The organism is Belliella alkalica (assembly GCF_022549785.1).
In the GTDB taxonomy this organism is placed as follows: domain Bacteria; phylum Bacteroidota; class Bacteroidia; order Cytophagales; family Cyclobacteriaceae; genus Belliella; species Belliella alkalica.
In genome coordinates, this window is the sequence record NZ_JAKZGO010000006.1 from 22,801 (window position 1) to 36,023 (window position 13,223).

At 36.2% G+C, this 13,223-nt stretch carries 12 protein-coding genes; 8 read left to right on the forward strand and 4 right to left on the reverse strand.

Annotated features, from left to right (window positions below; genetic code table 11):
- Positions 1-182 precede the first annotated feature (182 nt).
- Positions 183-2,963, reverse strand: a complete 2,781-nt coding sequence (locus MM213_RS08680) for a putative LPS assembly protein LptD (RefSeq protein WP_241411413.1) — start codon at positions 2,961-2,963, stop codon at positions 183-185.
- Between the two features lie 55 nt (positions 2,964-3,018).
- On the opposite strand from MM213_RS08680, the gene MM213_RS08685 reads away from it, so the two are divergent.
- The 3 genes from MM213_RS08685 (at position 3,019) to MM213_RS08695 (ending at position 7,490) form a co-directional block, all read left to right on the forward strand.
- Positions 3,019-3,819: an N-acetylmuramoyl-L-alanine amidase family protein gene (locus MM213_RS08685; RefSeq protein ID WP_241411415.1), complete on the forward strand. Its 801-nt coding sequence runs from the start codon at positions 3,019-3,021 to the stop codon at positions 3,817-3,819.
- Between the two features lie 226 nt (positions 3,820-4,045).
- Entirely contained in the window at positions 4,046-5,674 is a 1,629-nt protein-coding gene (locus MM213_RS08690) for an acyl-CoA carboxylase subunit beta (protein WP_241411416.1), read from the forward strand.
- 973 nt (positions 5,675-6,647) lie between these two features.
- Positions 6,648-7,490: a transglutaminase-like domain-containing protein gene (locus tag MM213_RS08695; RefSeq protein ID WP_241411418.1), complete on the forward strand. Its 843-nt coding sequence runs from the start codon at positions 6,648-6,650 to the stop codon at positions 7,488-7,490.
- 79 nt (positions 7,491-7,569) lie between these two features.
- On the opposite strand, the gene MM213_RS08700 is transcribed toward MM213_RS08695, so the two are convergent.
- Together MM213_RS08700 and MM213_RS08705 are read right to left on the reverse strand one after the other, a co-directional pair.
- A complete protein-coding gene (locus tag MM213_RS08700; protein ID WP_241411420.1) occupies positions 7,570-8,154 on the reverse strand; it encodes a thioredoxin-like domain-containing protein in 585 nt (194 codons plus the stop codon).
- Between the two features lie 49 nt (positions 8,155-8,203).
- Positions 8,204-8,833 (reverse strand): 4'-phosphopantetheinyl transferase family protein, encoded by a 630-nt coding sequence (locus MM213_RS08705; protein ID WP_241411422.1) that lies wholly within the window; start codon positions 8,831-8,833, stop codon positions 8,204-8,206.
- Positions 8,834-8,871: 38 nt separating this feature from the next.
- On the opposite strand from MM213_RS08705, the gene MM213_RS08710 reads away from it, so the two are divergent.
- The 5 genes from MM213_RS08710 to MM213_RS08730 are packed head-to-tail and all read left to right on the forward strand — an operon-like array spanning position 8,872 to position 12,338.
- Entirely contained in the window at positions 8,872-9,780 is a 909-nt protein-coding gene (locus MM213_RS08710; protein WP_241411425.1) for a WD40 repeat domain-containing protein, read from the forward strand.
- Positions 9,781-9,785: 5 nt separating this feature from the next.
- Positions 9,786-10,652 (forward strand): DivIVA domain-containing protein, encoded by an 867-nt coding sequence (locus MM213_RS08715; protein ID WP_241411427.1) that lies wholly within the window; start codon positions 9,786-9,788, stop codon positions 10,650-10,652.
- Positions 10,652-11,017: a dihydroneopterin aldolase gene (gene folB, locus MM213_RS08720; protein ID WP_241411428.1), complete on the forward strand. Its 366-nt coding sequence runs from the start codon at positions 10,652-10,654 to the stop codon at positions 11,015-11,017. Before MM213_RS08715 ends, folB begins: the two co-directional genes overlap by 1 nt.
- Positions 11,010-11,873: a ChaN family lipoprotein gene (locus MM213_RS08725; protein WP_241411430.1), complete on the forward strand. Its 864-nt coding sequence runs from the start codon at positions 11,010-11,012 to the stop codon at positions 11,871-11,873. The genes folB and MM213_RS08725 overlap by 8 nt, the downstream gene beginning before the upstream one ends.
- Positions 11,874-11,879: 6 nt before the next feature.
- The gene (locus MM213_RS08730; RefSeq protein ID WP_241411432.1) at positions 11,880-12,338 is read left to right on the forward strand and encodes a DUF4268 domain-containing protein; all 459 of its coding nucleotides are present in this window, start codon (positions 11,880-11,882) and stop codon (positions 12,336-12,338) included.
- Positions 12,339-12,492: 154 nt separating this feature from the next.
- Here MM213_RS08730 and MM213_RS08735 read toward each other — a convergent pair whose 3' ends face one another.
- Positions 12,493-13,221, reverse strand: a complete 729-nt coding sequence (locus MM213_RS08735) for a DUF6503 family protein (protein WP_241411434.1) — start codon at positions 13,219-13,221, stop codon at positions 12,493-12,495.
- Between the last annotated feature and the right edge of the window lie 2 nt (positions 13,222-13,223).

The following is a 13,223-nucleotide window of genomic DNA, read 5'->3' on the forward strand; positions in this document are numbered from 1 at the left end:
GGAAGATTTAAGATTGGAAGATTTTAAAATTGAAAGATTGGAAGATTGTGTTGGAAGGTTGTGTTGGAAGGTTGGAGGATTGGACTATTTAAAGTTTACCTCTGTCTGATTCCAATTAGGCACTTTGTGGTTAATTGCATCTAGCTTTTTTTTACTTCTCTCTTTTGTCACACATCTCAATTCTACCTATCAAAGAAAGATCTTCTTCTACTGACTTTTAGATCTTGGAGGATGGCGGATTTTACTCTAATATCTACACTGTAAGAGGTAAATGTCCCAAATGGAATCCATGACACATTCATCTGCCAGCAATGCAAATCCCTTGCTATGGATATCATAGTTTGGGTGATTTTGGCTGTAGAAAAATCATACCCTGTATTAAAGTTAACTTTCCACTTCTCCGTCAAACTCAAATCTCCATTGATATTCAATGCTTGGGTGATATTCGTATTGCCGTTAGTTTGCCTATTGTAACTGACATTATAACCAAAACCTAAATTCCATGGAATACTCCAATCTATATATTGACTGGGGTCATTAACAATTCTTGTGATTTCATTTTCCACAAATTCATTCATCTGACCTCCCTGCTGCAAAAAGTTATTTGTCACCTCATCCCTAACTTCGCCAGGAGATTTTTCACTTTTACTAGGGTTTAAGCTACCATTCAGGTTGATTGTGGCATTTCTGATTCTACCAATTCCTTGTCCCCTTTTCCACGCATATTCATTGATCCTTCTACTTATTTGTGTTCCTTGATTATTTCTAGTTGTTCCTGTTGCATAAGGATCCATTGTAGCAGAAAAATTGACAGAAAGCTTATTCTCAAAAAATGAAGTCCTTGTGTTAAAGTTTATTGGTGCTAATTGAAATGAATCTGCGGCAAAGTTGTAATTGGTGGTTAAGTTTAAAGTCTGAAGTAAAGGAATCTTTTTAGTTTGCGCCTCTGCTGTATCACTTTTTGTTTTAATCTTTGCTTCCAATACATTTCTAATGGAAATACTCAAAGACCTAGATTCTCCCAAAGGTGCTCCTTGGAAAATAAACCCTTGGTGTCTAGAATACAATTGCCTTCTACCTGTACTATCCACTTGAACATTTTGGTAATAGCCGAAAGCTGGATTAGAGAAATCAGGCGTGTAATTGAATCCAAATGATGGTTGAACATGGTGTCTTATTGCCTCTATTTTCTTGCTGTTTTTGAAAGTGTAGAAACCATAAACGTTCGTATTCAAATTGAAAGAAGAGGTATAAAACCCAACTCTGTTGAAGCCATTTTCAATTATCCTATCAACTCTGTTTTCCAGATCATTGTAATAGTAATTGATTTTTTCTAAATACCATAGTTCCGTATAGTTTGCAGAGGCTGTACCTGTGAAGTATTTGAAAAGTGTAAAGTTTGATGAAATTGGAATTGTACTTCTGGCTCCATTATTTGCTTCTCTAAGCAACTGTGGTAGATTCGTCAAGTTAAAATCCATCACATCAGGTGTCAATTGTTGCTGGTCAAACTCTCCAAAATCCTGCTGAAAAGAAAGGTTTGGTACTCCTAAGGTAGGCGTGATTCTATTCGTGATTGAGTTTTGAGAACTAAAGTTCCAAGCTACGTTCAATGTTTTCAATGGCTCAAACTTGACATTTTGAAATGGGTTCTGCCTGTTCATATTGATTGCAATATCAGGAAGAGTCAAGTTCACTTCACCTGTTTGGATATTTTGGGAATGCCTTAAGTTGGCAGACATACTAAAAGGTGTACCGGCGAAAGTCTTGCTATATGCTACGTTTGATGTAAAATCAGAGCGAACATTATTGGCGAAAATATTGGGATTGATCACCAAGTTATTGTAATTCTGAGTTCCTGCATTTACCGAAGCAGAGAATCTCGAGTTCCCCCTTGACTCGGGACTATGCTGCCAACTCACCCAAACCGATGTGAAATCTAATGGATTTTCTTGTGTTTCAGGACTTTTGAATTTTTGAAAATCAACATTAAAACTACCGTTGTATCTATATCTTTTCTTATAAACTGTGGCAGCTTTTGCTCCCCAACCACCATTCGAATAAACATCACCTGTCAATCTAGAATGGATATAATCATTGAAAGCAAAGTAATAACCAAAGTCTCTTAAAAACAGACCCCTCCGCTGTTCTTGCCCATAAGATGGAAAAACTATACCAGAAGCTTTTTCTTCGGGAGTATCAGGAATTATCCCAAAAGGCAATCCAAATGGCGTGGGAATATCATTGAAATAAAGGTTAAAAGGTCCAGTTACTACCTGCTTTCCTCGAATGGATTTAATCTTTGCCGCGCTGATATGCCAATGGGGCTCGGCTAGATTACAGGTGGTGTAGTAACCATGATCCATATAGATACTCCCATCCTGTGTTTTCTTGATTGTTTCTCCTCTCAATAGCCCATCTTGCTGTTCAGTTACTACATCTTTGATAATCGCTCTTTGGGATTTGAAATTGTATCTCATTTCCTTTCTGATCTCGTAAGAAGTATTCCCTTCTTTAAACATCGGGTTCCCTGTAATATTTCCAAGTGAATCTGTCACTCCTGATGCGAAAAGTTCACTTTTATCCCAATCAATGATAATCAAATCTGCATCTAGTCTGATGTTTCCATACTCAAACCAAGCTTCTTTATGCAGGTAAATTTTATTCTGGGAAAAATCAGTAATAATACTATCTTCACCATAATAATTGATTACAGTCTCGATATCACCTTTAGGCACTACATTTGTAGTGTCGCGTTGTGGAATAGAATCTGAAAGGAATATTTCAGGAACTTCTACCTCAGGATTCAACTGAGATGGTGTCCTTAGAATCGAATCAGGAGCTACAATAGGCTTTTCTACGCGCCTTTGCCTTCTATCTTGAGAGAATACAAGTTGGGGTAAAACCCAGAATAAAAGGAAGATAAATAAATAAGGCCTGTTATTCTGCACTGATTGATTCAAATTTGTTTAAAAATTTATAAATTTCGACGAGCAAAGTTAATGGTATTTAATGCTTATGAAACGCATACGAGTTAAAAATATTCTTATAATTTCTTTATTAACATTTTCTTTCCTTTTTACGGGATTTCAACCAACTGGTTCGAGAGCTCCTGAGTTTAAACTAAAAAAGGTGGTAATTGATGCTGGACATGGAGGGAGAGACCCTGGTGCATTGGGTTCTTATTCTAAAGAAAAAGACATAACCCTCAAAGTAGCCCTTCTTGTAGGTAAATATATAGAAGAAAACCTTCCTGATGTAGAAGTGATCTATACCAGAAAAACAGATGTAGCGGTAGATCTCAAAGAAAGGCCAAATATTGCCAATAGAAACAAAGCTGATTTGTTTATTTCCATTCACTGCAACGCTGCTACAAACAGGTCTGCTTACGGAACAGAAACTTTTGTGATGGGTACAAAAAACTTTGAGGCCAATTTTGACATTGTAAAAAGGGAGAACTCTGTAATCATCTTGGAGGAAAACTACAAAGAAAACTATGAAGGCTTTGACCCTTCATCACCAGAATCATATATGATGTTCAATTTGACTCACAAAGCTTTCCTTTCCAATAGCTTATCCTTGGCATCAAAAGTGGAAAATGACTTTACTTCAAGAGTAAACCGTCACAGTAGAGGTGTAAAACAAGCTCCATTGTATGTTTTGTGGAATTCAAGTATGCCTTCTGTCCTTGTTGAGCTTGGATTTATCTCAAATGCAAATGAAGAAAGATACTTGAATAGCAAAGATGGGCAAACATATCTTGCCTCGGCTATCTACAGATCTGTAAAAGCATACAAGGAAGAGATCGAATCATTATAATTTTTTTTCAAATTAGTTTGAGAGAAAAATAATCTTGACCTATAAATATTTTGACATAAAATCCAGAACATTCAAATAGATATCTTTAAAAATTTTAAAAACCTGTTGTCACAATAATGGACAACAGGTTTTTTTATTGCTCAAATCAGTGAAAGGTCTGAAGAAATTGAATCTTTTGATCTTAATAGCTTAAATTTAGAATTGAAAAACAAACCCAATTAACTTTATGGATATTGAATTCAACAAAAACGAAGACCTAAACAAAAATCTACTTTTTCAACTCAATAAAAAGCTACAACAAGTCAAACTCGGAGGTGGTGAAAAACGAATTGCCAAGGAACATGAAAAAGGGAAGTTGACTGCTCGTGAAAGAATTGAATACCTTATAGATTCTGATTCAGAATTCTTGGAAGTCGGGGCCTTAGCTGCGGACAACATGTACCAAGAAGAAGGCGGATGTCCTTCGGCTGGTGTAGTCACAGGGATGGGTTATGTGAATGGCAGAATGTGTATGATAGTAGCAAATGATGCCACTGTAAAAGCAGGTGCTTGGTTTCCAATGACAGCCAAAAAGAATCTCCGTGCACAGGAAATCGCTATGGAAAATAGACTTCCCATCATCTATCTGGTAGACAGTGCAGGTGTATTTCTCCCAATGCAAAATGAAATCTTCCCTGACAAGGAGCATTTTGGAAGACAATTCAGGAACAATGCGAAAATGTCCTCCATGGGCATCATCCAAGTGGCAGCGATAATGGGTAGTTGCGTAGCAGGAGGAGCTTACCTTCCAATCATGTCTGATGAAGCTATGATTGTTGACAAAACAGGATCGATATTTCTTGCAGGTTCATATTTGGTAAAAGCTGCTATCGGAGAATCTGTGGATAACGAAACTCTGGGTGGTGCAACTACACATTGCGAGATATCAGGTGTCACTGACAACAAATATGACTCTGATCAAGAATGCCTCGATGCTATCAGAAAGATATTTGACAAAATAGGTGCTGCCGAAAAAGCAGGATTCGATCGAAGCGATCCAAAAAAACCAAGCAAAGACGAAAAAGAACTTTATGGTACATTCCCATCGGATCGTGTCAAACCTTATGATATGGTCGAGATCATAGAGAGACTAGTCGATAATTCTGAGTTTGAAGAATACAAAAAGGATTATGGAAAAACACTTCTTTGTGGAACTGCAAGAATTGATGGATGGGCAATAGGAATTGTTGCCAATCAACGTAAAATTGTCAAAAACAAAAAAGGGGAAATGCAAATGGGTGGCGTAATCTACTCTGATTCGGCAGATAAAGCAGCACGATTTATCATGAATTGTAACCAAAGGAAAATACCATTGGTATTTATCCAAGACGTATCGGGGTTTATGGTGGGTAGCAAAGCTGAACATGGTGGGATTATTAAGGATGGTGCCAAAATGGTGAATGCAATGGCCAACTCAGTGGTTCCCAAGTTTACAATAATAGTAGGCAATTCTTACGGAGCAGGAAACTATGCCATGTGTGGCAAAGCATATGATCCAAGATTGATTTATTCTTGGCCAACTGCCCAAATGGCCGTGATGTCAGGAGCATCGGCTGCCAAGACACTGCTACAAATAAAAGTCGCATCCTTGAAAAAATCCGGAAAAGAAATAACGCCTGAGGATGAAAAATCACTTCTTGACGAAATTACAGCTAAATACAATGAAGAACTGAGTCCCTATTATGCCGCTGCTCGACTTTGGGTGGACGGTGTGATTGATCCCCTTGACACCCGAAAAGTAATCAGCATGGGCATAGAAGCCGCAAATCACTCTCCAATTACAGAAAGATTTAATGTCGGCGTAATTCAGACCTGAAATACAAGACACAAGTGAATATTGAAGCGAGAGACTAGATCCCAGAGACCTTCGAGGTTTTTTTCCAAACCTCAAAGGTTGACAACATGACCTTTGAGGTTTTTTTCCAAACCTCGAAGGTCTTAATCAGTAACTAAAACCTTCGAGGTCCAAAAAAGACCTCGAAGGTAGACAACATGACCTTTGAGGTTTTTTTCCAAACCTCGAAGGTCTTAATCAGTAACTAAAACCTTCGAGGTCCCAAAAGACCTCAAAGGTTGACAGCATAACCTTTGAGTTTTTTTTTCCAAACCTCGAAGGTCTTTATCAATAACTTAAACCTTCGAGGTCCAAAAAAGACCTCAAAGGTTGACAACATGACCTTTGAGGTTTTTTTCCAAACCTCGAAGGCCTTAATCAGTAACTAAAACCTTCGAGGTCTAAAAAGACCTCAAAGGTTGACAGTATGACCTTTGAGGTTTTTTTCCAAACCTCAAAGGTCTTAAGCAGTAACTAAAACCTTCGAGGTCCAAAAAGACCTCAAAGGTTGACAGCATGACCTTTGAGGTTTTTTTCCAAACCTCGAAGGTCTTAATCAGTAACTAAAACCTTCGAGGTCCAAAAAGACCTCAAAGGTTGACAGCATGACCTTTGAGGTTTTTTTCCAAACCTCGAAGGTCTTAATCAGTAACTAAAACCTTCGAGGTCTAAAAAGACCTCAAAGGTTAACAGCATGACCTTTGAGGTTTTTATCCAAACCTCAAAGGTCTTAATCAGTAACTAAAACCTTCGAGGTCTAAAAAGACCTCAAAGGTTGACAATATGACCTTTGAGGTTTTTTTCCAAACCTCGAAGGTCTTAATCAACCGAAACCATGCAAAATCATAGAAAAGACGCTAGATATTAGATACAAAATATTAGATAACTTTAAACTTTTTTCACCTTAGCCATCCAAAAAATCGTAAATTAGAGATAATAAATACAGAGGATTTTCATGGAAGACCTTACTGAAAAAGAATTGCATGCCTTGATTTCACTTCTAGACGATGAAGATCCTGAAGTAAAAAGTCATGTTCAAGACAAAATAATATCGCTAGGACACAATGTGATCCCAATTTTGGAGAAAAAATGGGAAGATAGTTTCAACCCTGAGCTTCAAAAAGAAATCGAGGATCTGGTGCACAATCTTCAATTTTCCCAGCTTAAAGAAAGGCTATATGATTGGGTCAACACTCCTGATCAGGATTTATTGACTGGTTTATGGATTATTAATACTTATCAATACCCTGACTTGGAATTTGACAAATTGAATACTGATATGCATCAAATATACTTTGATGTATGGACAGCTTTCAAAAACAATCTTCTCCCCCACGAGCAAATCAGAATTATCAATAGTATTTTGTTTAATTCTTTAAGGTTTTCTGCCAATACCAAAAATTTTCATTCTCCTGGAAATAGCATGTTAAGCAATGTTTTGGATACGAAAAAAGGGAATCCAATTAGTCTTTGTGCAATCTATCTTTTGGTGGCCAAAAAACTTGGGCTTCCAATCTATGGTGTAAACCTTCCAAATCTTTTTGTTTTGACCTACAAATCTGCTGATGTCAACTTTTACATCAATGCATTTAACAAAGGCTTGGTATTCAATAAACAGGATATAAATAATTACCTAAGCCATCTAAAAATCGAACCTAGAGCTGTGTTTTTTGAACCTTGTTCAAACAGAGATATAGTTGTTCGGACAATCAGAAATTTGATCGTTTCATTTGAAAAATTGGGAGAAACCGAGAAAATCAATGAAATAAAAGAATTGTTGAAAATTGTAAATGAATGATTTTAACTAATTTTCTAATCAAATAATCTTCTTTTATTCTGAAAACGATCAAATAAATAATACACCAATTGATAAGAAACTAATTCAACAATCTAATATTGCACCCGACAGGCCGGCTTGAACTTGGGCTCGGATTTTTCTTGTTTTGAATATTTTCTAAAGCATTTTCCAAATACTTCATATTAGCACTTTCAGGTACCTGTGGATTGTTGTCAATAGCCCCTCTATATGCAACAGCAAATCCTGTTTGACTAGGTGTGATTACTATCACTTCTGGAAGTTTTGTTACTTGTAATTGCTTGGTAAGCGATTGGCTACCATCATTAAGCATAGAAATCCCAGAAATTTTTCCTTTAAACCTTCCTTCTACGTTTACCTTGCTTTCCTCTTCATCATTTCCAAAATGCGGATTTACCATTGCAAACACGAAATTGTCTTTTGAATAATTGTTGTAAAGATCAATGATCCTGTTTTCATATAATTTTGAAAATGGACACGAAAGTGTGGTGAAAACCAAGACAATAGCCCTAGAATCATTATGATTATTCAATTCAAACATTTCACCATTTAGAATATCCTCTAAACTAAAATTCTCTACTCTTTGGCCAAAAGATTGAAACGTTAGTAGCAAAAAGACAATAGGTAAAATTTTAATAGCTTTCATAGAAGTTTGATTTATATTCTTCATTCCAATAAAGATACTTACAAAATCTCTACCAAATAGTATAAGTCAATACCATTTGCCCCTCCACTTGAACTTTTACTTGGTAAAAATGATCTGAGAAATCTGTGAGATGAATTTTACCATTGATCACTTTGTCTTCAATTGAAAATGGTTTCAAAATTATATTTTCTTTAAGACTTATCCCCTTTCTTCCTTGGCATTTGTAGATGGATTCTTTTGCCGACCAAGCAATTGTATATAGAAGTGGATCATTATTTAAAAATTCAATTTCTGAAGGATCCAAAAATTTTGGACCAAGCCGTAAAATTTTTTCCCTTACAAAATCTAAATCTATGCCGACAGGCATGTCTTTGTGGAAAATAGCAGCAGCAAGACCTCTGGTATGAGTCAAAGAAACATAACCATATCCATCCATAGAATGCGATTTGCCATGCTCGTCTTTATAAAATCCAGGATAAGGAAGAGAAATAATATCCAAAGCATATTTGATAGCAAGTCGTGCCGCCTTCCACTCCTTCATTTTTTCAACATGAGAGATGTTTGCAAGAGAAAGTTTCTCTCTAAAACTAAGAAAACCAACTTCAACTTCAGAAACTTCTTGAATATTATTAACTGCCAAGGCCGATAAAGCACTTATTTTTTCTATTTTTGTTTGCATTGCCCTTTTTGGGTTTTGAATTGCTTACACTGCAATATATGACGAAAATTCAAGTAACTAAACTTCATACACTTACAGGACACAACGACTGCATCTATGCACTGGCAGAAGGTTTTGATCCACAGTTTTTCTACACAGGCTCTGGTGATGGAATGGTGGTAGAATGGGACTTATTGAATCCTAAAGATGGGAAATTAATTGCCAAATTACCACATTCTGTATATGCTTTGGAAGTAGATAAAGAAAAAAAATTACTTTTTATCGGTCACAACTTCGAAGGTATCCACGTCATCGATCTTCAGGAAAACAAAGAAATTTGGTCTCTCAAAATTACGGACCAATCGATTTTTGACATAAAAGTATATGAAAACGAAGTATTTGTAGCTACAGGTGATGGAGTCATCTCTATCATTGATATCAAGGAAAGATCACTCAAAAAGCACCTCAAACTTAGTTCAAAAAGTGCCCGAGTAATGACTATTGACAAGGCAAAAAAACAACTCGCAATAGGATTTAGCGATCATTCTGTCAAAATAATTGATATTGTCAATTACACTCCACTTCATTTGCTCAATGGTCATAGTAACTCGGTATTTGCATTGGCCTATTCTCCAACTCAGGATGTTTTGGTTAGTGGTGGAAGAGATGCTTCTTTGAAATTTTGGAACTCCAATACTTACGAGCAAACAAATAAGGTAATAGCACATATGTTTGCCATCAATTATCTTTCATTTAGAGAAGATGGCATGTTTTTTATAACTTGTAGCATGGACAAATCCATGAAAATTTGGGATGCCAATGAACACAAACTGCTTAAGGTAATAGACAAAGCACGACACGCAGGACATGGTACATCCATCAATAAAGTGCTTTGGAGCACATTTAACCAATCTATTATCTCAATCAGCGATGATAGAAGCATTTCAATTTGGAAAGTAGATATTTGACAATTATGAAGATAACAGCATTAGAAATCCGCAAAAAATCTTTTGAGAAAAATTTCAGAGGTTATGACAAAGAGGAAGTTGACGCTTTTATGAGCGAACTTTCTACTGAATGGGAGAAATTGGTAGCAGAAAATGAAGAACTTCAGAGAAAGCTGGATCAAAGCAACAAAGAAGCTACCAAACTCAAAGAAGTAGAAGCTTCACTTTTCAGAACTTTGAAAACAGCCGAAGATACTGGCGCAAGTATCATCGAAGAAGCAAATGAAGCCGCCGACCACATCGTCAACGAAGCACACCAAAATGCGGAAGCCATGCTGAATGATGCCAAAACACAATCTCGGAATCTCATAGATTCAGCAGAAAGCAAAGGCAAGCAAATCATGGCTGAACTCAAGGGCGATGTCAGTGATTTGGTAAATGGTTATGAATCCTTGATTCACCAAAGGGAGTTGATCTTGAAAAACCTCAAAAAGCTAGCTGAGGACATAGAAGACAACATCAGTATGTCAAACAATGACATCAAAAAAGTCAATGTGAAAGTCCATCAGGAAATGGTCGAAACACTCAATAAAAACAATGCTTTCACCATTGCCAACATCAATGACCTAAAAGAAGAAGAAATGGTCAAACACACCTTGGTAGATGAAATTGACAACTTAGATGAAGCTCCTGTTTTAGAACAAGATGAAGAAGAAATCATCGAAAATACAACTGTTATACAGGAAGATGAAAACTTGAAAGAGGATCAAGAGGAAGTATCCCCTGATCCTGTAACAGAGCCACAAATTAAGTCAAACCAGGAAATTGAGGAACCTGAAGAAGATAAAAATAAAGGAAATAAGAATAGATCATTTTTTGACGATATAGATTGATGGGAAAAGTATCATTAGAAGGAATAGAGTTTCATGCATATCATGGGGTATTCTCTGAGGAAACAAAACTAGGGAATCGATTTACAGTAGATATCCATGTAGATACAGACTTTAAAAATGCTATGCTTCATGATCAACTCCGAGACACTGTGGATTACGCCAAAATTTATCAAATAGCCAAATCCCACATGCTTGAACCAGTCAAATTGTTGGAACATTTGGCACACTTGATCATTACTGATATTCTAAAAATCTATCCTTCTTCAAAAAAAGTCTCTGTCACGATCAAAAAACATAACCCTGCTATCGGAGGTGTTGTCAACTTCTCTGTAGTAACAGTTTCTTACCCAGAAGATTATGCTTAAAAAAATCACACTTTATTGCTGCTTTACTTTTCTAAGCATTTCAGCATATTCACAAAGTAAGCTCTATCAAATCTTTACGAAAGAAGGGCAATTGATAGAAGAAAAGGCTTTTTATCAAACTTTAAATGAAAAAGAAGTCATTTTCTTTGGTGAATTACATAACAACAGTGTTGCACATTGGCTTCAGCTTCAAATTCTCAAAAGCCTAAAGTCAAACGAGAATGAAATTATTTTGGCAGGTGAATTTTTTGAAAGAGATGATCAATTGAACATCAATGAATGGCTAGAAGGAAGAATTACCGACAAAAACTTTGAAGCCGAAGCAAAGTTGTGGAACAATTACGCTACGGATTACAAACCATTGATGCTTTTTGCAAAAGAAAATAAAATCCCTGTAGTCGCATCCAATATTCCCAGAAAATACGCTTCAGTAGTAAGTCGAGAAGGTTTGAAAAGCTTGGAATCTTTCTCTGAAGAAGCCAAAAAATCAATCGCTCCATTGCCTATTGAAGTAGATATGTCTTTACCGGGGTATCAGGGAATGAAAGAAATGATGCATGGATCAAGTATGAATGTTGATTTTATGGTAGAAGCCCAAGCAATAAAAGATGCCACAATGGCTTTTTCACTTTTTGAACACATTGGAAAGGGAAAAACTATCTTTCATGTAAACGGTTCTTATCATTCCAATAATTATGAAGGCATCATTTGGTATTTGAGAAAGGAGTTTGAAGATGCTGGAATTGTTACTATTGCTACTGTGGAGCAAAATGATACGAAAGCGCTTGAAGAAAAATCAAAGGGAATAGCAGACTTCATCATTGTCCTTCCTAGTGATAGTCCGAAAAGTTATTGATAAAGAATGTATAGCAGAGCAGAAAAATCCAAAATCAGAAAAGACTTTTGGACGGCATTTGGTCAATACATGAAGCCGGTTCCTTCAGAAACTGGCTTTCGCGTGAATTGGTCCAATTACAAGACTGGTGTCAAGCATATTTTTTTCAGAATGAAGGCGGAGTTGGATTTTGCATCCATTGGTATTGAGATCAACCATGCTGATGAAGAGCTTCAGCTGCTATTTTTTGAGCAATTCCAAGAATTCAAAAAAATCCTTCATACTCAACTCAATGAAGAGTGGGATTGGGAATTGCACCATATTGACGAATCAGGAAAGATCGTTTCAAGAATTCAGAAAATAATCCCCAAAGTAAATGTTATGGATCAAAACGACTGGTCAAAAATCATATCATTCCTCAAACCGCGAATCATCGCCTTAGACGCATTCTGGGCAAATATGAAGCCTGCATTTGAGGAGCTTTGAGTTTGGGATTAGAAAATTGAAAGATTGAAAATACTTGACCATGGTGGATAAGATAATTGGGTTTGTGGATTTGTATTTTATTTTTCTATTCATTAAGAATAACAATTTAGGACTAAAACACTAGAGTTATTAATTTGGACTTCATTTACAGAATCTACTCCACCTCCACTTTCTCCAACAAAATCTCAGAAAGAAGTTCTAATTCTCCTTTTTTATACAAAGCTTCCATTTCTTCTACGGGTATCGTCTCATCCATAGGTTTGTAATTTTCATAATCTTGAAGAATCAAACCTCCTATTTCATGCCTATTGATGGCTTTTCGAAATCGGACTCCTCCTCCATCTGTATGGTAAGAGTATGCTAGATAATCCATCAAAAAGGAATCTTGGTTAATCCAAAATAGAAATTCATCATCAAAATCCTCTCCTCCTCCCTCTTCTGAAAAAGTCACTTTGATCAAGTGGTAATTCTTCCCATCAATATCTGTTTCTCCGATATAGGTCTTAAAAACAGCTGGATCATTCAATCCATAAGGCAAATAAGCAAAATACGCCACGGAATTTACTGAGTTAGAGAATGCTTTTAACCTCTCTTCTTCAAGCTTGACTATTTCATCGTTTATCTTTCTCGTAAAACCTTCATTATTCAAAAAATCTTTTACTATCCCAATGCTATCATTAAACTCCCGCGTATATTCAAATGCATTTTGGGATTTGAATATAGTATAATGTCGGTTTCTAAAATCAAAGCTGATCTTAACTTTTTCGAATCCTTCCCCTCCATGTGCTAGAATTGCCTGATCGATGATTTTTTCTGCTTCTGTGCGCTGCTTACAGCTTAGCAATACAGAAAATGCAATTAGTAGAATGAATAAATTTCTCATAA